The organism is Pseudomonas parafulva (assembly GCF_002021815.1).
GTDB classification, from domain to species: domain Bacteria; phylum Pseudomonadota; class Gammaproteobacteria; order Pseudomonadales; family Pseudomonadaceae; genus Aquipseudomonas; species Aquipseudomonas parafulva_B.
On sequence record NZ_CP019952.1, the window covers coordinates 1,382,614 to 1,401,754 of the forward strand.

General features: G+C 60.8%; 14 protein-coding genes, 5 tRNA genes and 2 pseudogenes. 13 read left to right on the forward strand and 8 right to left on the reverse strand.

All coding sequences use genetic code 11. From position 1 onward, the window contains the following. The first annotated feature begins 37 nt into the window (after positions 1-37). Complete coding sequence (locus tag B2J77_RS06175; RefSeq protein WP_078479397.1) at positions 38-793, forward strand: spermidine synthase; 756 nt, start codon at positions 38-40, stop codon at positions 791-793. Positions 794-1,189: 396 nt separating this feature from the next. Beyond that, positions 1,190-2,895: pseudogene (locus tag B2J77_RS06180) on the forward strand (DEAD/DEAH box helicase). Positions 2,896-2,960: 65 nt separating this feature from the next. Here the strand turns inward: B2J77_RS06180 and B2J77_RS06185 are convergent. After that, positions 2,961-3,728, reverse strand: a complete 768-nt coding sequence (locus B2J77_RS06185) for a DODA-type extradiol aromatic ring-opening family dioxygenase (RefSeq protein ID WP_078478193.1) — start codon at positions 3,726-3,728, stop codon at positions 2,961-2,963. 100 nt (positions 3,729-3,828) lie between these two features. On the opposite strand from B2J77_RS06185, the gene B2J77_RS06190 reads away from it, so the two are divergent. Next, on the forward strand, positions 3,829-4,479 hold the full coding sequence (locus B2J77_RS06190) for a thiopurine S-methyltransferase (protein WP_078478194.1): 651 nt from the start codon (positions 3,829-3,831) through the stop codon (positions 4,477-4,479). Between the two features lie 79 nt (positions 4,480-4,558). Here the strand turns inward: B2J77_RS06190 and htpX are convergent, their stop codons facing one another. Continuing rightward, a complete protein-coding gene (gene htpX, locus B2J77_RS06195; protein ID WP_023535364.1) occupies positions 4,559-5,446 on the reverse strand; it encodes a protease HtpX in 888 nt (295 codons plus the stop codon). 269 nt (positions 5,447-5,715) lie between these two features. Next, positions 5,716-6,927: a pyridoxal phosphate-dependent aminotransferase gene (locus B2J77_RS06200; RefSeq protein WP_078478195.1), complete on the reverse strand. Its 1,212-nt coding sequence runs from the start codon at positions 6,925-6,927 to the stop codon at positions 5,716-5,718. Positions 6,928-7,094: 167 nt separating this feature from the next. Here B2J77_RS06200 and msrB point away from each other — a divergent pair, with 167 nt between their 5' ends. Together msrB and B2J77_RS06210 are read left to right on the forward strand one after the other, a co-directional pair. Further along, positions 7,095-7,490 (forward strand): peptide-methionine (R)-S-oxide reductase MsrB, encoded by a 396-nt coding sequence (msrB, locus tag B2J77_RS06205; protein ID WP_078478196.1) that lies wholly within the window; start codon positions 7,095-7,097, stop codon positions 7,488-7,490. Positions 7,491-7,503: 13 nt separating this feature from the next. Continuing rightward, a complete protein-coding gene (locus B2J77_RS06210) occupies positions 7,504-7,992 on the forward strand; it encodes a glutathione peroxidase (protein ID WP_058605777.1) in 489 nt (162 codons plus the stop codon). On the opposite strand, the gene B2J77_RS06215 is transcribed toward B2J77_RS06210, so the two are convergent. Next, positions 7,982-10,336: a response regulator gene (locus tag B2J77_RS06215; RefSeq protein WP_078478197.1), complete on the reverse strand. Its 2,355-nt coding sequence runs from the start codon at positions 10,334-10,336 to the stop codon at positions 7,982-7,984. The two genes, B2J77_RS06210 and B2J77_RS06215, sit on opposite strands and share 11 nt — an antisense overlap. 195 nt (positions 10,337-10,531) lie before the next feature. On the opposite strand from B2J77_RS06215, the gene B2J77_RS06220 reads away from it, so the two are divergent. Together B2J77_RS06220 and B2J77_RS06225 are read left to right on the forward strand one after the other, a co-directional pair. Beyond that, positions 10,532-11,422, forward strand: coding sequence for an ATP-binding protein (locus tag B2J77_RS06220; protein WP_078478198.1), 891 nt, complete (start codon positions 10,532-10,534; stop codon positions 11,420-11,422). Next, a complete protein-coding gene (locus tag B2J77_RS06225; protein ID WP_058605774.1) occupies positions 11,419-11,901 on the forward strand; it encodes a GAF domain-containing protein in 483 nt (160 codons plus the stop codon). Before B2J77_RS06220 ends, B2J77_RS06225 begins: the two co-directional genes overlap by 4 nt. A gap of 55 nt (positions 11,902-11,956) precedes the next feature. On the opposite strand, the gene B2J77_RS06230 is transcribed toward B2J77_RS06225, so the two are convergent. Next, positions 11,957-12,724 (reverse strand): hypothetical protein, encoded by a 768-nt coding sequence (locus tag B2J77_RS06230; RefSeq protein ID WP_023535381.1) that lies wholly within the window; start codon positions 12,722-12,724, stop codon positions 11,957-11,959. Positions 12,725-13,049: 325 nt separating this feature from the next. On the opposite strand from B2J77_RS06230, the gene B2J77_RS06235 reads away from it, so the two are divergent. The 6 genes and pseudogenes from B2J77_RS06235 to B2J77_RS21590 form a co-directional block, all read left to right on the forward strand. Further along, positions 13,050-13,125 (forward strand) — tRNA-Glu (locus tag B2J77_RS06235). Between the two features lie 4 nt (positions 13,126-13,129). Beyond that, positions 13,130-13,205, forward strand: a tRNA-Gly gene (locus B2J77_RS06240). A 92-nt stretch (positions 13,206-13,297) separates the two neighbouring features. After that, positions 13,298-13,373 (forward strand) — tRNA-Glu (locus tag B2J77_RS06245). Positions 13,374-13,375: 2 nt separating this feature from the next. Beyond that, a tRNA-Gly gene (locus B2J77_RS06250) sits at positions 13,376-13,451 on the forward strand. Positions 13,452-13,537: 86 nt separating this feature from the next. Then, positions 13,538-13,613 (forward strand) — tRNA-Gly (locus B2J77_RS06255). A 210-nt stretch (positions 13,614-13,823) separates the two neighbouring features. Next, positions 13,824-14,252, forward strand: a pseudogene (locus B2J77_RS21590) (phage integrase central domain-containing protein); the annotation flags it as partial. On the opposite strand, the gene B2J77_RS21595 reads toward B2J77_RS21590, so the two are convergent. The 3 genes from B2J77_RS21595 to B2J77_RS06270 form a co-directional block, all read right to left on the reverse strand. Beyond that, entirely contained in the window at positions 14,179-14,472 is a 294-nt protein-coding gene (locus B2J77_RS21595) for a type VI secretion system baseplate subunit TssG (protein ID WP_058637725.1), read from the reverse strand. The pseudogene B2J77_RS21590 and the gene B2J77_RS21595 sit on opposite strands and share 74 nt — an antisense overlap. Positions 14,473-15,289: 817 nt before the next feature. Continuing rightward, complete coding sequence (locus tag B2J77_RS06265; RefSeq protein ID WP_078478199.1) at positions 15,290-16,369, reverse strand: fimbrial protein; 1,080 nt, start codon at positions 16,367-16,369, stop codon at positions 15,290-15,292. Positions 16,370-16,414: 45 nt separating this feature from the next. Next, positions 16,415-18,931 carry a fimbria/pilus outer membrane usher protein gene (locus B2J77_RS06270; RefSeq protein WP_078478200.1) on the reverse strand — a complete coding sequence of 839 codons (2,517 nt, stop codon included), beginning with the start codon at positions 18,929-18,931 and terminating at the stop codon, positions 16,415-16,417. Between the last annotated feature and the right edge of the window lie 210 nt (positions 18,932-19,141).

Genomic DNA, 19,141 nt, shown 5'->3' on the forward strand with positions numbered 1-19,141 from the left:
TTGACGGACAATGCAGCTTTTGCGGGGTGATTTGCACATGGTGGCGCAACGGCAGGAACGGTTGCTGGCACGCGTGGAGGACGCCTTTGGCGTCATCAGCGTGTACGAGGTGGATGATTACCGTTTCCTCGAATTCGGCGACGCCATCGAGCAGAGCTGCGTGTTCACGGCGGACCCCAGCTGGCTGGAGTACGACTACACCCGCGCCATGCTGGTAGGGGCGCTCTGCCATGAGCAGCCGGAAAGTGCGCTGTTCCTGGGGCTGGGCGCCGGAACCCTGACCCAGGCGTGCATGAAGTTTCTGCCCCTCGAAGACATCGAGGCCATCGAGCTGCGCCCGGATGTGCCACGTCTGGCCATGGAGTACCTTGGCCTGGATGATGACCCACGGCTATATGTGCGCATTGGTGATGCTGTCCAATTGCTGCCGACTGCGGAAACGACCGACTTGTTGTTCGTCGACCTTTATACCGACCATGGGCCGGGCGTCGGGCATCTGGCTTGGAATTTTCTTGAGGGCTGCCAGCAACGCCTCAACCCCGGCGGCTGGCTGGTGATCAATCAGTGGGCGACCGACGAGGGCAAGCCCCTTGGGGCGGCATTGCTGCGCGGGTTGTACCACCGCCATTACTGGGAGTTGCCGGTCAAGGAGGGCAACGTGATCGTGCTGGTGCCAGCCGATCTGGAGCAGACCCTGGACATGGCGGGGCTGCGGGCACGGGCCGAGGCGCTGGCACCACGCCTGGGGTATAGCCTTGAAGGGTTGATCAAGGAAATTCGCCCGGCCAGTTGAGCCGGGCGTGTGGGATGAGCTTGCAGGGGCCGCTGCGCAGTCATGCAGAGGCTCCGAGAAGCAAACCCGTAGCATTTCAGTAGCTTGGCGACAATCCAAACAACGCCCATTGAGGTGCAAAAGATGTATCGTTTCAGCCACCCCTAGCCGACATCCCTCCCACACCCCGCGGTCTGAAAAAATTCCTCCCGTCCCGTTCGATTTCAGGTATAGTACGCGCCGGTCTTTTAGCGGGCCTCAAAAATCAGGCGGTGCAAATCCTCCGAGTCCAGCTTCGGCTGCACGTCCGCTAGGCGGACCTTCCCAAGTATCTTTTTCAATCGTTTTCGCAAATCCCCGCCGCCAAAGCTGCCTGGGTGACCTGTCGGTCTTTCATGGCTTGTGCAGCTTTGGAGCATGGGTCTTTGCGGATGCACTCTAGAGGCAGACCCATGACCCAGGAAATCGCCGGCTTCGCCGCTCTCGATCTCAATCCGAACATTGTTGCCGCTGTCGTGGCCACCGGCTATGAAGAGCCGTCGGCCATTCAGCAGCAATCGATCCCGATCATCCTCGCCGGTCACGACATGATCGGCCAGGCGCAGACAGGCACCGGCAAGACCGCTGCCTTCGCTCTGCCGATCCTCAACAAGATCGATGTGAGCAAGCGCGAGCCGCAAGCCCTGATCCTGGCACCAACCCGTGAGTTGGCGCTGCAAGTTGCAACCGCTTTCGAAACCTACGCCAAGCAGATGCCGGGCGTGAACGTCGTGGCCGTCTACGGTGGTGCCCCGATGGGCCCGCAGTTGCGCGCCATCCGCAACGGCGCGCAAATCGTCGTCGCCACCCCAGGCCGTCTGTGCGACCACTTGCGTCGTGACGAGAAGGTCCTGTCGACCGTGCAGTACCTGGTACTGGACGAAGCCGACGAGATGCTCAAGCTGGGCTTCATGGACGACCTCGAAGTGATCTTCGATGCCATCCAGGCTACGCGTCAGACCGTACTGTTCTCCGCGACCCTGCCGTCGTCGATCCGCTCGATCGCCGAACGTCACCTGCGTGAGCCCAAGCACGTCAAGATCCAGAGCAAGACCCAGACCGTCACCGCGATCGATCAGGCTCACCTGATGGTACATGCCGACCAGAAGATCCCGGCCGTGCTGCGTCTGCTGGAAGTCGAAGAGTTCGACGCGCTGATCGCCTTCGTGCGCACCAAGCAGGCTACCCTGGACCTGGCTGCCGCATTGGAAGCCAAGGGTTACAAGGCTGCTGCGCTGAACGGCGACATCGCCCAGAACCAGCGTGAGCGTGTGATCGACTCGCTCAAGGATGGCCGCCTGGACATCGTCGTCGCTACCGACGTCGCTGCCCGTGGCCTGGACGTGCCGCGCATCACCCACGTGTTCAACGTCGACATGCCGTACGACCCAGAGTCCTACGTTCACCGTATTGGCCGTACCGGCCGTGCGGGTCGCGAAGGTCGCGCACTGCTGCTGGTGACGCCCCGTGAGCGCCGCATGCTGCAGGTGATCGAGCGCGTGACTGGTCAGAAAGTTGCCGAAGCGCGCCTGCCCAACGGCCAGGCGGTGCTCGATGCCCGTATCAAGAAGCTGACCAACAGCCTGGCGCCGCTGGTTGCCGAAGCCGAAGCCACCCACGGTGAGCTGTTCGACCGCCTGACCGCCGACCTGGGCTGCAGCGCTCGCGCGCTGGCTTCTGCCCTGCTGCGCAAGGCCACCAATGGCCAAGCCCTGGACCTGGCAGCGGTAGAACGCGAACAGCCGCTGGTGCCAAGCTTCGCACCGCGTGGCGAGCGCACCGAGCGTGGCGAGCGCCCGGACCGTGGCGAGCGCGAGCGTCGTGCGCCACTGCCGCTGGCAGAAGGCCGCGTACGCTGCCGTACCGCCCTGGGCGCACGTGACGGTATCGCCGCCAAGAACCTGCTGGGCGCCATCCTCAACGAAGGTGGCCTGGCGCGTGATGCCATTGGTCGCATCCAGGTGCGTGATAGCTTCAGCCTGGTCGAGCTGCCGGAGGATGGCCTCGAGAAGCTGCTGACCAAGCTCAAGGACACTCGCGTCGCTGGCAAGCAGCTCAAGCTGCGTCGCTACCGCGAAGATTAATTCCCAAGCAGTGAAAAATCCCCGGCCTAGGTCGGGGATTTTTTTTGCAAGCAATCAGGCGCTGCCTAATCGAATCGGTAGATATCCATCCCCAGCGCACCCAAGGCAAAGCCTTGGTGCACCACACCAAAAGCCCCGCCCGCGCCTAGGGCGAAGAACAGCGGCAGCAGATGCTCATCGCTTGGATGGTTGCGCACTGCAAACGGCGCCTGCGCCCTGTAGTCGAGCAGGGCCTGGGAGTCGTCGATCTGCAATTTCTCAACCACCCAGTTCCTGAAGGCCAGCGCCCACGGTGCCATCTTGTCTGGCCCAGCCTGCCAGTCCAGTTCTCCAAGATTATGCGTGATGCTGCCAGAGCCAATCAGCAGGACACCCTCTTCGCGCAGCCCGGCCAGGGCCTGGCCAATGCGTACCTGCACCGTGGGGCCCAAATGGCTGGGCAAGGACACCTGCACCAGCGGGATCTGTGCCTGCGGATACATCAGCGATAACGGTACCCAGGCGCCATGATCGAATGGCCGCTCGGCGTCTGGGTGAGCGGGTAGCCCGGCCGCCTGCAAACGCTCACAGATACGTCGCGCCAGGTCCGGATCGCCCGGTGCTGGGTACTGCACGGCGTACAGCGCTGCAGGAAAGCCAGCAAAGTCATGCCAGGTGTCCGGCCTTGCGCCGCTCGTTACCGCCAGATCGCGGCTTTCCCAGTGGGCCGATACCACGACAATCGCACGTGGCGTAGGCAGCTGTTGGGCCAAGCGCGCCAGTGCAGGCCCGCTAGCGCCGGGTTGCAATGCCAACATGGGTGAGCCGTGGGAGATGAACAAGCTGGGCAGCATGGCAGGGTCCTGAGGGTTAAGATGCACGCATCTTCGGCCAAGCCTTGATCGAATCCAAATCAAGTTATGGCTATGAACCATCGAATAATCGGGAGCAAACATGGAACCTGCATTCTGGCAGCAGCGGTGGGCCGACAATCAGATTGGCTTTCATCAAGCCCAGGTTAACCCCTACCTGCAGGCCTATTGGCCTGGCTTGCATCTGGCAGCCAACAGCAAGGTCCTAGTGCCCTTGTGTGGCAAGAGTTTGGACGTACGGTGGCTGGCCGGGCAGGGGCACCGCGTGATGGGGGTCGAGTTGTCTCGTCGGGCAGTGGAAGATTTCTTCCGTGAACAGGGGCTTGAGGCACAGGTTTCACACACAGGTGCATTCGAAGTCTGGCGCCATGGGCCGATAGAGCTGTGGTGCGGCGACTTTTTTGCGTTGTCGCGCAGCGACGTGGGTGACTGTACTGCGCTCTACGACCGAGCGGCCTTGATCGCCTTGCCCTCGGCAATGCGGGAGCAGTATGTCCGAGCGCTAGCGGTTCTGTTGCCTGCCGGCAGCCAGGGGTTGGTGGTGACCTTGGACTATGACCAGGCGCTGGTGGCCGGGCCGCCGTTTTCGGTGAGCGACGACGCGTTGCGGCAAGGGTTCGCCGGCTGGCAAGTGGATGAGCTCGAGGCGGTGCAGGTGATCGAGCAGAGCCCGAAGTTCGTGCAGGCGGGAGCCTCGAGCTTGTGGGAGAGGGTCTATCGGGTCAGCCGTTGAAACCGTCACCCAGCCTTGCCGCGTTATCGAGCACTCACAAAAAAGGCGACCGAGGTCGCCTTTTGCAGGGTGGGGCGGATCAACCGCGGCGGCGCAGGGCGTCGATGCGGTCTTCCAGCGGCGGGTGGCTCATCAGCAGGCCGGCCAGGCCCTGCTTGAGGCCGCCATTGATGCCAAAGGCCTTGAGCGTATCGGGCATGTGGACCGGCAGGCCCTGCTCCACACGCAGGCGCTGCAGGGCGCCGATCATGGCCGATGTGCCAGCCAGGCGAGCGCCGGCTTCGTCTGCGCGATACTCGCGGCGGCGCGAGAACCACATGACGATGATGCTGGCCAGAATGCCCAGAATCAGTTCGGCCACGATGGTCGCGACGTAGTAGGCGATACCCTGGCCTTCCTCGTTCTTGAAGATGACCTTGTCGACAAAGTTGCCGATGATCCGGGCGAAGAACATCACGAAGGTGTTCACCACGCCCTGGACCAGCGCCAGGGTGACCATGTCGCCGTTGGCAACGTGGCCGATCTCGTGCGCCAGCACCGCGCGCACTTCATCGGGCGAGAAACGCTCCAGCAGGCCCTGAGAGACCGCTACCAGCGCATCGTTACGGTTCCAGCCGGTGGCGAAGGCGTTGGCTTCATAGGCCGGGAAAATACCCACTTCCGGCATCTTGATGCCAGCCTCGCGGGACAACTCCTCGACCGTTTGCAGCAGCCACTGCTCATGACGGGTACGCGGCTGGCTGATGATCTGGGTGCCGGTGCTCATCTTCGCCATCCACTTGGAGATGAACAGCGAAACCAGCGAGCCGGCGAAACCGAACACCGCACAGAACACGAGCAGGCTGCCAAGGTCGAGGTCGACCCCGTTGGCCGCCATGAACCCGTTGAAACCGAACAGGCTCAGGGTAATGCTTGCAACCAGCACCACCGCAAGGTTGGTGGCCACAAACAACAGAATGCGCATCATGGTTGTTACGTTCTCCTGACGGATGAATTGTCGCTTACTGCGGGGTATATAAGGGGCCTGCCGCCGGGATTCAATCGACGGACTATTTCAAACTGTGTAAGCCGCAGTATGGCAGAGGAGGGGAAGCCGGCTGTGGGATAGAGCATTGCAGGATGTAAGAAACATGCTACGGCGCGCGCAAGGCTGCTCTTTTTCCTATGGCGGGCTCGCCAGCGCTCACAGCTTCAACCACGATTTCAGCCAACTGTGAGCGCCCGCGACGCGTGTGCTTACTGCGAATAGGTCCTGAGGAAATTGCCGATTCGTCCGATGGCTGCTTCCAGGTCATCTACGCGGGGCAGTGTCACCACACGGAAATGGTCCGGCCAAGGCCAATTGAACGCAGTGCCCTGGACGATGAGCAGCTTCTCGGACAGCAGCAGGTCCAAGGCAAATTTCTCGTCGTTGAGGATCGGGCAGACCTTCGGGTCGATCCTCGGGAACGCATACAGCGCGCCCATGGGCTTGACGCAGCTCACGCCAGGGATGTCGTTAAGCAGTTCATAGGTGCGGTTGCGCTGCTCCAGCAAGCGCCCTGGCGGCAGCACCAGGTCGTTGATGCTCTGGTAGCCACCCAGTGCTGTCTGAATGGCGTGCTGGGCCGGTACGTTGGCGCACAAGCGCATGTTGGCCAGCATGTCGATGCCTTCGATGTAGCTCAGGGCATGGTGCTTGGGCCCGGAAATGATCAGCCAGCCGGAGCGAAAGCCTGCCACGCGGTAGGACTTGGACAGGCCGTTGAAGGTCAGGCACAGCAGGTCCGGTGCCAGGGAGGCCGTGCTGATATGCACCGCCTCGTCATAAAGAATCTTGTCGTAGATTTCGTCTGAGAACACCACCAGGTTGTGCTGGCGAGCCAGTTCCAGCATGCCCCGCAACAGCTCCTTGGAGTAGACCGCGCCCGTTGGGTTGTTGGGGTTGATGATGACCAGTGCCTTGGTGTTGGGGGTGATCTTGGCCTTGATGTCCTCCAGGTCCGGGAACCAGTCGGCTTGCTCGTCGCACAGGTAGTGCACCGGTTTACCACCGGCCAGGCTTACGGCTGCCGTCCACAGGGGGTAGTCGGGGGCGGGGATGAGCACCTCGTCACCGTTGTTCAGCAGGGCCTGCATCGACATGACGATCAACTCGGACACGCCGTTGCCCAGGTAGATGTCTTCGATGCCGACGCCTTCGATGCCCTTTTGCTGGCAGTACTGCATCACCGCCTTGCGTGCGCTGAACAGGCCTTTGGAATCGCTGTAGCCCTGCGCGGTAGGCAGGTTGCGGATCACGTCCTGCAGAATTTCATCGGGCGCCTCGAAACCGAACGGCGCCGGGTTGCCGATGTTCAGCTTGAGGATGCGGTGGCCTTCCTCTTCCAGGCGCTTGGCGTGCTTGAGCACAGGGCCGCGAATGTCGTAGCACACATTGGCGAGCTTGTTCGATTTGCTGAACTGCATGATGGAATCCCGATTGAGAAAACGCGCTATGCCCGGCCGAAAGGTTTGTAAGGGCACAAAGCGGGTGCGAGACTGAACGCCTTGCACACGAAGCCAACTAATATACGTGCCACCCGCGCCCCGGAAAAGACGGCGCAGGGTGAAATTGAGCCTGCCGAGGTAGCCCCATGCAAAAGATCGAGAAAACCCTGGAACAGTGGCGGTCGATGCTCGACCCCGAGCAGTACCAGGTGTGCCGTCTCAAAGGCACTGAACGCCCGTTCAGCGGCAAGTACAACAGCGAGCGCCGCGACGGTATCTATCACTGCATCTGCTGCGGGCTGGCGCTGTTCGATGCCCAGACCAAGTTCGATTCGGGCTGTGGTTGGCCAAGCTTCTACGCCCCCATCGAGGACAGCGCGATGATCGAGATCCGCGACACGTCCCACGGCATGATCCGTACGGAGGTGATCTGTGCCTGCTGCGATGCTCACCTGGGCCACGTGTTTCCCGACGGGCCGCCACCGACCGGGCTGCGCTACTGCATCAACTCGGTGTGCATCGACTTGCGCCCCCGTGACTGACCGGAGCTCGAACATGGCCGCATCGCTGCTGGATATTCCCTGTGTCACCATTACAGGCGAGCACAAGAAGCTGGGCGACTTCCCAGGCAAGGCCGTGCTGGTGGTCAACACCGCCAGCCAGTGCGGTTTCACGCCGCAATACGCCGGGTTGGAACAGCTGTGGCAGAGGTACCGTGATCGGGGGCTGATGGTGCTGGGCTTTCCCTGCAACCAGTTCGGCAAGCAGGAGCCGGGTGAGGCGCGTGATATCGCGCAGTTCTGCCAGCGCAATTTCGGCGTGAGCTTTGCGCTGTTTCGCAAGGTGGAGGTCAACGGCCCAGGTACCCATCCCTTGTTCGCCGAGCTCAAACAGCGGGCGCCCGGCATTCTGGGTAGCCAGAAGATCAAGTGGAATTTCACCAAGTTCCTGCTCGACCCAGTCAGCGGCCAGGTGGTGCGTTATGCGCCGACCACCAAGCCGCAGGCATTGGAGGCGGACATCGAGCGCCTGCTCAGCCGCTGACCGGCACCCAGCGATCGACCACGGCCAGCAGATCCTCGCGCCGGAACGGCTTGGCCAGGTAATCGTCCATGCCGGCCGTCCGGCATCGCTCGCGCTCCTCGGGCATTGCATTGGCGGTGAGTGCGACAACCGGCAGCCCTGGCCAACGGCCGCGCTCACGGATTCGACGGGTGGCCTCGTAGCCATCCATCACCGGCATGTTGCAGTCCATCAGCACCAGGTCGAAGGCCTGCTCCTCGAGCCGCGCCAGGGCTTCGACACCTTGCGTGGCCAATTCGACCTGACACCCCAGCTTTGCCAGCATGCCCTTGGCCACCAGTTGATTGACGGGGTTGTCCTCCACCAGAAGGATGCGTGCCCGGCCTTTGGCTGTAGCGGTGGGCGGGGTTGCCAATGGATGCTCGGCATCGTGCCCTTGCAATACCCGATGCAGCGTTTGGTACAGCGCCCCCCGGGTCAGCGGGCGTGCGAGCTGATGCAGAGGAGCCATGGCCAACGCCTGTTCGCTGGGCAGGAAATTGCCGTAGGCAGTGACCAGCAGAATGGGTATCTGCGAAACCCTGCGCACTTCGGCCAGCGCTTGCACATCGTCAAGGATCAGCAGGTCGGTTGTGCCAGCCACGGTCTCAATGCCGTCGTGACGTGCATACGCCAGGCCCAAGGCCGGTAGCAGGCCAAGCATCAGCTCATGCAGGCCACTGCCCGCTGCGGTCAGTGCAGCCACGCTGGCGTGCAAAGGCTCGGGCGCATCAGCCTTGGCGTAGGCGTTGAGGGGCAGCTCTGCGGTGAAGCGGCTGCCAAAACCGGGCTGGGACCGGATATGCAGATGACCGTGCATGGCCTTGCACAGGTTACGGGTCAGGGCCAGGCCCAGGCCGGTACCGCCGTACTGGCGCGTGATGCCTGCGCCGGCCTGGGTGAAGGGCTGGAAGATACGCGCTTGCGCATCTTCAGGGATGCCGATGCCGGTATCCCGGACTTCCAGGCGCACGCCGCCGATCATTGGCTCAAGCCTTACGTCCACCCGCCCGAAGCGCGTGAATTTCAAGGCATTGGACAACAGGTTGCCGACGATCTGGCGCACCCGCGTGGGGTCGCCCAACACGCTTGCCGGGAAGTCATGGGCAATCAGGCAGGTCAGTTCGACCCCTTGGGCCACGTTCTGCGACAGCAGGCTGGCGGTGTCCTCGACCAAGGTCGCCATGTCGAAGGGGATGTGTTCGAGCTCAAGCTGGCCTGCATCGAATTTCGACAGATCGAGGATATCGTTGAGCAATTCGACCAGGACTTTGCCGGAATCATGGGCAATGGCCAGCTGCTGGCGCTGCTCGCCCGGCAGTGGGTTGTCCAGCGCCAGGGCGATCATGCCGAGCATCCCGTTCAGAGGCGTGCGAATTTCGTGGCTCATGTTGGCCAGGAACGCCGCCCGTGCATGGGCCATGTCCAGCGCCCGCCGCCGAGCCTGTTCAAGCTCCTGGTTGGTCAGGCTGAGGTTGTCGTTACTCGCTTTGAGTTCGTCGGTGCGGGCCGCAACGATATTCTCCAGCTCGTTGAGGTACTGGGTGAGCCGATTCTCGGCCGTACGGCGTTGCTCGATCTCGGTGGACATGCTGACGAACTGTTGGTTGGCCACCTTCACCAGCACACCGATTTCATCGTGCTCATGACCGGGCGGGCATTGCAGTCGTCCCTGCATGGGCTTGCGCGCATCGCCGCCGCTCAGCGCACCGATCACCGTGACCAACGGCTTGGTCAGCATCATGTAGAACAGTGCCAGCAACAGACCTGTCAGCACCAGGCTGCGGGCAAAGCCGTTGAGCAGGGTGAGGCCGGCGCGGTCGAGAAAACGCCGGCCGAAGGGGTAGGTGTCCACGTCCAGGTACAGCGTGCCCAGGTACTCGTCGGGCATGTGGGTGAGAAACAGGGGGTCGCGCAGTTGGCGATGATCGCCGAAGAGAAAGTCGCTGATCGGCCTGTAGCGGTCCTCGAGTCGCGGTCGCTCCACGTCGGCCAGCACCGTCTCGTTGTTGTCGATCAACCGTGCACGCACGATGGCAGGCGACTCCAGAAGCCCCCGGGTCAACTCCAGTGCCAGTTCCGAGTCGATGTTGTAGGCAATGCGCGAGGCCGGGTTATGGCTGATTTGCAGCAGCGCACGCACTTCACGGTTGATCGAGGCGTCTTCGCTGGCATAATCGATGCCGATCTGGACAAGACTGAGCAATGTTCCCAGGATGAAGCCAACCAGGACTGTCAACCGGGCTTGCTTGTATGACAGGCGATTGGTGAACTTGATATCCATGAGTCCCGAGCCGGTTCCACATTCCTTGCGCTGCGCAAGCATAGCCGATCGATCGCGGCTGCTGGCGGGTCTGTCACATATTCAGCCCTGATCAGGCTGACCAGCCTGGGCTGGCCGTTTCATTGTTCAATAGCCTTGTACGTCATGGCACGGTGCTACGTGCCGTTGCGACTGGATGTGACGGTGCAAGGATAACGGGCCACCCGCCAACCCGAATTCGAATGTGTAGGAGTCTTGATGGACGCCCGCTTGATTGCTTTTCTGGACCGCGCCGAAACGGTGCTGGCCCGTCTCGAACCGCTGCTGCCGGCACCGCGTCCAGAGATCGACTGGTCCGCGACCCTGGCTGCCCGTTGGCAGCGCGACGGCCGCAATGGCTACCTGATGCCGCTGGAGGTCAGCCTGGATATCCGCCTGAGCGACCTGATCGGGGTCGACCAGCAGCGTGACCAGCTTGGCCGCAATACCCATCAGTTCATCAATGGCCTGCCGGCCAATCACGCGTTGCTGTGGGGCTCGCGCGGCACGGGCAAGTCTTCGCTGGTGCGCGCGCTGCTGGCCGAGCACGCCAAGGCGGGGCTGCGCTTGATCGAAATCGAGCGCGACCATTTGGCCGACCTGCCGCGGGTGGTCGAGCAACTGCAGAAATTGCCGCAGCGGTTCATCCTGTTCTGCGACGACCTGTCGTTCGAGGCAGGCGAGGGCGACTACCGAGTGCTCAAGAGCGTACTCGATGGCTCGCTGGAGCAGGCCCCGGACAACGTCCTGTTGTACGCCACGTCCAACCGCCGCCACCTGGTGCCGGAGAAACAGAGCGACAACGAAAACTGGCAGATGGTCGATGGCGAGTTGCATCCCAACGAAGCCGTGGAAGACAAGATCGCCTTGTCCGACCGCTTCGGGTTGTGGCTGTCTTTCTATCCCTTCAGCCAGGAGCACTTCCTCGATGTGGTCGAGCACTGGATCGGCCAGCTCGCGCGCCCGGCCGGGCTGCGCTGGCAGCGTGACGAAGCCCTGGACATACTCGCCGTGCGCTGGGCTACTGGCCGCGGTAATCGTAATGGCCGATGTGCCTATCAGTTCGCCCGCTATTGGGTCGGGCTGCAATTGCTGGAGCAAACCCGATGATCGATCTTAATGCCAGTGGTGCTGGCCTGGACGGCTACGCCCTGCTGGCGGCGCAAGTGCAAGCGCTGTTCGCCGACGAACGTGACTTCACCGCCAACGCCGCGCAGTTCTCGGCCTTCGTCTATCACCAGATCGAGGACCTGAACTGGGCGGGGTTCTACATCAATCGCGATGAACAGCTGGTGCTCGGCCCGTTCCAGGGCCAGGTGGCTTGCGTGCGCATTCCTTTCGGCAAAGGCGTGTGTGGCACGGCGGCAGCCACGCGGCAAACCCAGCGCGTAGAGGACGTGCATGCCTTTGCCGGGCACATTGCCTGCGACAGCGCGTCCAACAGCGAGCTGGTGATTCCACTGATCAAGGAGGGCAGGCTGGTGGGCGTGCTGGATCTGGACAGCCCTACGGTTGGGCGTTTCAGTGAAGCCGATCAGGCGGGGCTTGAGCAGCTGGCGGCGATTTTCCTGCAACTGACTGACTGCTGATCGCCGCTGAGCCTGTACCGGCGGCATGCCTGAGCCGCCGGTACAGGCAAGATGTTCAGTCGTACATCGCCTTCTTCTTCCAGGTTTCCTCGTCGTCGGTCTTCAAGCCTTCGGTCAGCTCGTTTTCTTCGTCTTCGGTCGGCGCCAGCTGATCCAGCACTTGGGCGTTCACCCGCGCCAGCAATTTTTCAAGGTACGTCAGCTGCTCTTCATAGACCTTCGGTTCGGGCTGCTTGCGCAGGTATTGCACGCCCCGTTCGAAGGCCAGGCGGGCCTGGCCGGGCTGTTCGTTCTGCAAGGCCTGCTGGCCGAGGTTGTTGAAGAACTCGATATGCAGTAATACCAGGATGTGGCGAATTTCCTTGAGCCAGTGCTTGGCTTCCAGAGCAGGTAAAAAGCCTTCCTGCGCGGCGCGGGTGATCTGGTTGTGCAAGGCTTCGAGCAGAAACCGCACGTCCTTGGCCTTGGCTTCGGTCAGAATCGGGTTGGGTGGGTTGTTGACCGGTATCTGCTCGCCCTTGGCGATCAGCGCTTCTACTTCAGCGATGCGCGCCTTGATGTCGGCATTGTGCTTGTCCAGGGCAAGCTGGCGCTGGTTCACGTTGAGTTCCAGCCGGGTCAGCAGCAATTTAAGCCCAGGCGTCATGTACTGGCCGGGGAAGGTTTCACTGATTTCGCCACAGCGACGCAGGCGATCGGCCAGTTCGATCTTCAATCGAGCGCGCTCGAGCTTGCCGTTCTCGACCACGTTATTGAGGTAGCCAATCAGAATCAGCAGTGCGATACCCGCCACGACGAGCAGGGTGATCAGAAGTGGTGTCACCGTGAATGCCTCATGAAATGAATTTGCATCATTGAGTGTAGGGCGAGGTTGCATAATCCCTGACAGCCTGTGTTCATTATCGGCCGTTTGCCCAGTGGCTGAATGCTGGCACATTTATGCGGCGCTGACGTCAGAAATTCAGCTCGGGCTTCGTATAACGCAGGGGCGAGTTGGGACGGCAGGGCGGGAAGTCATTGATTTAAATAAATTTCTACAAAAGGGTTGACGGCTTATCCATCCCTCCATAGAATGCGCGCCACTTGCAGCGTAAAGCACACAGCAGAACGCAGCAGGAAGTGAAAGCAGGCAGTAATGCCAGCAGCGTGTCCCCTTCGTCTAGTGGCCTAGGACACCGCCCTTTCACGGCGGTAACAGGGGTTCGAGTCCCCTAGGGGACGCCATATTGCGGGAATAGCTCAGTTGGTAGAGCACGACCTTGCCAAGGTCGGGGTCGCGAGTTCGAGTCTCGTTTCCCGCTCCAAGTTCTCCGGCAACGCCCAACGGCGGGGCGGGAAATAAAAATCCAGTCTGAATCGTGAGGTTCAGGTGCTGGTGCACTGAAAAGTGTTGTGTGTCCCCTTCGTCTAGTGGCCTAGGACACCGCCCTTTCACGGCGGTAACAGGGGTTCGAGTCCCCTAGGGGACGCCATTGCGGGAATAGCTCAGTTGGTAGAGCACGACCTTGCCAAGGTCGGGGTCGCGAGTTCGAGTCTCGTTTCCCGCTCCAGTTTGAATACTGTGGCGTTCGCACGGTGCAGTGGTGGTGAAGGCTGTAAAGGCGCTTCACGCCGATTAGCGGTAAAGCTTCAAATTGCGGGAATAGCTCAGTTGGTAGAGCACGACCTTGCCAAGGTCGGGGTCGCGAGTTCGAGTCTCGTTTCCCGCTCCAATTATAGATTTACAGAGTTCCATGGAGGTCTGTAAGTCGTTGAAATCAGACGCTTCGGCGTCTTTTTTCGTTCTAGCCAAAGCCACTCCGATTCATGGGCATTCGGACTTTTTTAGTCCAGAAATTAGTCCATGAACTCCGGACTCCCACCGTGGCGGTTTGTTGCTGGAGCGGAGCGTCGAGCGTCACGTGCATCTAGCCCTGAATTTCATGTTCAGGAGCTTTTGCACGGCACTCTCAGATGCAACCGTCCGCCAGGCCAAGGCCACTGGCAAGGACTACACCCTCGGCGATAGCGATGGCCTCTCACTTGGCGTGAGCGGGGGGGGGAGCAAGTCGTGGCACTTCCGCGGTCGTGTGCTCAAGAAGGGCCGGCAGAGCACGCTGGAGCAGATCGAGCGTGTTTTCGACAACGACGTGCTGCCGGCGTTGGGTAAGTCTTCGATCTATTCCATCAAGCGGCACGATTCGCTTGATGTATTGGCCAGAATCGAGCGGCGTCGAGCCTACACCGTGGCCGAAAAGGTCAGGACTTGGTTCAAACAGCTGCTTTGCTTCGTCTTGGTCAAGGCGCCAGGGCTGGAGCGCGCATGCGCAACTCCAGGTCATAGGCCCCAACATCGCGAAGCAGAAACGCCACCAGTCGGGCCAGTCTGTGGTAGTTGTCACCGCTGGGCACGAACTCGCGAAACTGCTGTTGGTCCAGCCCCGCGATCACGATGGTGAACTTGCTGTTGCGTGACACGGTGCTGCCGCCCACCAGGAAGTTGTCGTTGAGCGTACAGTTGCGCGAACTCAAGCCATTTCGCTGAGCCTGTGGTATCTGCACGGCGCGTTTCTCGGACTCACGGATCGTCATGTCCTGAAGATCGAAGCAGTGCGCTCAGCACTGAGTACATCGGCGATGGGGAGTGACAGTTTCGGAGAAACTTCGAGTCGCAAGCGTCTTCGGGTTTGGGGGGGGAAGGGGAGCGTTGCTCAAGATCATCGCCGTGTACCTGGTAAATCAACTCCAGAAGCTGGAAGTCCGAGTACTGATGGGCCTTTGGCAACATGCAGTCCACAAGCAGCACGGACTTTTTGTCTAATTCATCGCCCATGTCAAATCCTCAGAGAACGGGATGGTTTCTATATGAGGGGTAGATTTGTAGGGATAATTACCGGTTAGTAGGCGTTGATCAAACAGGCGCTATTCGGCAGTTGTCTCCAAAAGAAAACCATGCAATGAAGAAGGACTTCCAGTCGAGGCGCGAAGTGTAAGCAAATGTTTTTAGAAAGTTGGTTATCGCTCTGTCGCGCAGCCCACAGCATTTTCCTGTTCGAAATAAGTCTGGCGCGTGGGGTGTTCAGTCGTGCTGGTTGCTGCCGCTAATTCCGAGCGATGCGGTGGGGAAATGCAGAATTTCGAGTTAAATGTTCGGTTACGGCGGGCTCAGCGGCTAGCGACCCTGACCAAACTCGGAGAACAGTTTGTGCAGTCATTGAACTATGTCGTTCACTCAATAGAGCAACTGCGCGTGGATCGCCAGAAGGCGACGATGATAAGTCCAGCATTGGGTTCGATCTACGAAACGTTTATCGAATTGCTGTGTGAGAGCGTCAAGTTCATCCTGCCCAACGTGCGTTTTTTTCTGGAAAATGGCACGGCCATGGCAATTCACACCATGGCCTGCCCTTTAGCGGTACTCGATGGTGAAGGTCAGTGCACCTTTGGCCTCGCCAGGGGTAACCGTCGGTTCAGTCTGGTAATACCGTGCGCGAAGATCAAGGCGCACCGTGCCAGGGGCAAGGGCCACCATATCCACGAACTCTTCCAGTTGCACTGGGGTGTTGTCGCTGCGCAGTACCTGGATGCCGAGGCCGCTGGCGGTCGAGTCTGTGGTCAGGCTGAACAATCCAATGCTGCGGTCTATCGAGACGGAGCCGTCTACGCCGTCCAGGCGCATGAAGGCGCGGGCGACGCTGCCGGCCGGATCATCCTCGCAGTCGCTGAGCGCGATAAAGAAGTCCACCGGGGCGGTGGTGCTGCCCGGGCCTGTGAAGTCGGCGATGTCGTGAGTGCCAAGTTGTACCGGGTTTGCACTGACTGCGTCGGCCTTTACTGTGCACTGGGCCTGCTGGACTTGCCCGACCAGGGTAAGCCTTACGGCATCTCCGACATCGCTGACTACACCCCTGACAACCTCTTGATTGAACGAGCTGACGCCAGCTGGAATGGGGCCGGTCTTGATCAGGGCCATGTATTTGATGGTGAGGTTCCTCATCAGCATTGAGGAGGGCTGCATGTTCTGCTGGTTTACACCCACATAAGGAATGGCGCCGACGCCCCCGTCGTCGGCAAGGAACGCGTTGGTGGCCGAACCATTGAGGAAACCGCCCAGTTCCAGGTACAAGCCTACGCCCGGAATGCTGGTTTGCAGCACTTTGCCCGTCACATCTTTACCGTCGACAGGGGGGAAGGTGCCGGGAGCGATAGGTAATGGCGTACCCATATTGGCCGTGAGGGTTAGCGTGCCGTTGTTGTCGCATGCCAATCCAAAGCCGGGGCCCACTACGCCGGTAGTGGTGGTCGAGTAGATCTTGCTACCCACGGGTGCCTCGCGTGCCACCCACTTTACACCAGTCAGCGTATGGGTGAACTGCATGGGGCCTGTGACCGTTGGCCATTCGCAGCCCAGCGCATGGGCCTGGTTCGACATTGCCATTATCGTCGCCGCCGCAGCGATGCCGATGAAATAACGTGATAAAGAGGGCATGGTCGGTTCCTGTTGCAAGCATGCGGCTTCGTCGCACGGACTGAATCATGGGATAGGGCAGCGCAAGGTTTGCAAGTGGTAGCCTTGCTCTTGCGGCATGGTTGACGGGTCGATCTTCAGCAGGCAGCGCTGCTCGGCACGGTCGCCCCAGCTCACTTCCAGGGTTTGGGCCTCGGCACCGGTTGCAACCAGCGCCTGACCGGCCTGGCCCACTACTGCCAGGTGCTGGCCTTGCTGGTCATTAACCTGGGCGCCGAAGGGCAGTGGGCGGCCGTCGTTATGCTGTAGGGTGAGGATCAGGCGGGTAACCTGGCGCGCTTTGAAGGTTGCCAGGGCGACAGCGCCTCGGCGGGGTACGACCTGGGTGGCACCGTTTTCGATTTCCACATCAGGGCCGAGCTGATCGGTTTGCAGGGTTACTTGGTTGACCCGATAGGGGCGCATGTGCGGGGCCAGAATGTAACCATTGCTGTCGGTGCTGCCACCAGGCACGTTATCGACGCCAACACCGGGCACGTCCGGCACGTGCACCAAGGCAGTGGTCTCCCCCAGGTATTGCCCCAGCACGACGCCGCCCGCGTGTGCCAGCACCGCACCACTGGCGTTGACCGAGAGGCTACGGAAATCATCCGCTTCGGTATAGCCGGCACCCAGGTTCACTTTCTGTGTCTGGTAGCCCACCGAGACCGAGGCCGTCTTGTTCTGTTGTTGGTCGTTGGCCAGCGATGCCAGGTAGCTTAGGCGGTTGTCCTGCGAGCCGCCGTTCAAGGTGGCGCGTTCGCTGAAGTGGCCGTTGCTTTCCTGTACATCGAAACTTGCAGTGGTTGAGGTGCCCCAGCCCAGCGGAATGGTGACCCCCAGGCCAACGATGCGGTCACTGCCGCTGGTATCGCTCAGCGACTGCGAGGCATACAGATTGATGCTGACGCGACGGTATTGGGTATTGAACTGGAACTGGTATTGGCGACGCTGGCGGTTGATGTGCCAGTAATCGTCCTGGGACAGGGTCAGGCTCAGTGAGTTGCGGTTGTTGAACGTTTGGTAGATCGAGCCCTCCACGCGGCTGCGACGGTTGCCCTGGTAGCGGCTGGAGGCGTTGCGCTGCTGCACGGCTTCGTCGAATTCGCGATAACCCTCAGTGGAGTAGCGGTAGCCGGCGAAGCGCAGGCTAGTGCCGGTCTGAAAGGCTTTACCGTAGCGTACGGAGTAACTCTGCCCTTGCACCTGGCCGCCTTGTTCGCCCAGGTCGGTACGGGCCTGGGTCACATCCAGCGATACTGCGCCAAGAGGGCCGAAGTCGCGAGCGATGCCAAGGTTGGCAGCATCGTAGTACTCGCTGCCCAGCAGCCCGCCATACAGTGTAGTGCCCCACTTGCCGCCGCGGGCCAGGGTGGCTTGCCACAAGGCCGGGTTGTCGATGCCGTCGGCGCCATCATAACGCCCGGCCACGAGGTTGTAGCGCCACACCCCTTCACGCAGCAGGTTGCTGAGCGTGGAGTAAGGCTGGATGAAGCGGCGCACCTGGCCGTCGGCCTCGGTGAGGACGATTTCAAGGTCACCGCTGCTGCCACCAATGCCCAGGTCATTGATTTCGTATGGGCCAGGGGCAACGTAAGTGGTGTAGATCGGGTAGCCGTTCTGCAGCACCTCCAGTTTGGCGCGGGTCTGGGCCACGCCACGGATCACGGGTGCGTAGCTTTGCATCACGTCGGGCAGCATACCCATGTCGGTGGCCAGTTGTACCCCTTTGATGGGCAGGCTGCGAAATACGTCGCCACTGCTGAAGGTTTCACCCAGGGTCAGTGTGCCCCATTGGCCGGGTAGGTCATGCTGGGCGTAGGTGTTGAAGTGCACCCAGTCCTGCCCTTCGCCGTCGTCGCGCCAGCTTTGACTGCTGCGCAGGCGCCAGCCGCCCAGGTTGATGCCACCGTTGAGGTTCAGGTCCTGGCTGCTGTTGGACGTGCCGGCGCGGCCGCTGAAATGCTGTGCGGAGGCCTGATAGCTGACGAATGCAGCATTGATGCCGCTGTCCCAGCGCTCTGGTGCGACGCTGCCGGCCACATCTCGGCGCAGGGCGATCTGTGGAATGGACAGTGCCAACTGCAGTTGGCCGGGGTCCAGGTCGTAGGTGGTATCGGGTACCAGCGCGGGTAGGTCCACGCAGCGCTCGTCACTGGGCAAGGGCTCGGCCAGGCCCTGTTCGCGCAGGCCCAGCTCGCGCAGCAGGTTGGCGCTCAGGCACGGCTCCAGGCCCTTGCCGTCGCTGCGTGCACGGAAGTCGATTTCGTGCTTGCCTGCCGGGGCCAGGTTGACCATGACTTCAACCTGGTAGCGGCCTGGCGCCAGCGACGCTTGATTGGCCAGCGTGCGCAGGGCGGCCACGCTGGCGTCGCTGGACTGGCCTGGGGTTTGGCGCATGAAGTTGGGATTGAACTGCAGAGGACGTTCTTCTGAAAAAGCAGTATCAGTGAGAAAAAGCAGCAGGCCGCAACCTGCCATGGGTAGAAGCAAGCTTGCAGCAAGGCGAGTCGGCAAATGCCTGTACTGTGCGTTTGTTTGCATACTCAGGCACCGTGGATTTATTAGCTCGAGGGCCTTTTCAATGTGAGGATTGAAGGTTATGGCTTCATCGTTAGAAACATCAGGGGCGGCACGTTACGGTCTTGGATTAATGTTTCATGTAGGAAAAAACCGATAGTTGTGGAGGAAAATCCAGCAAGGCTTGCCGATTACTATCAAAAAGAGCGGTCAGCCTACGCGCTGACCGCCCAG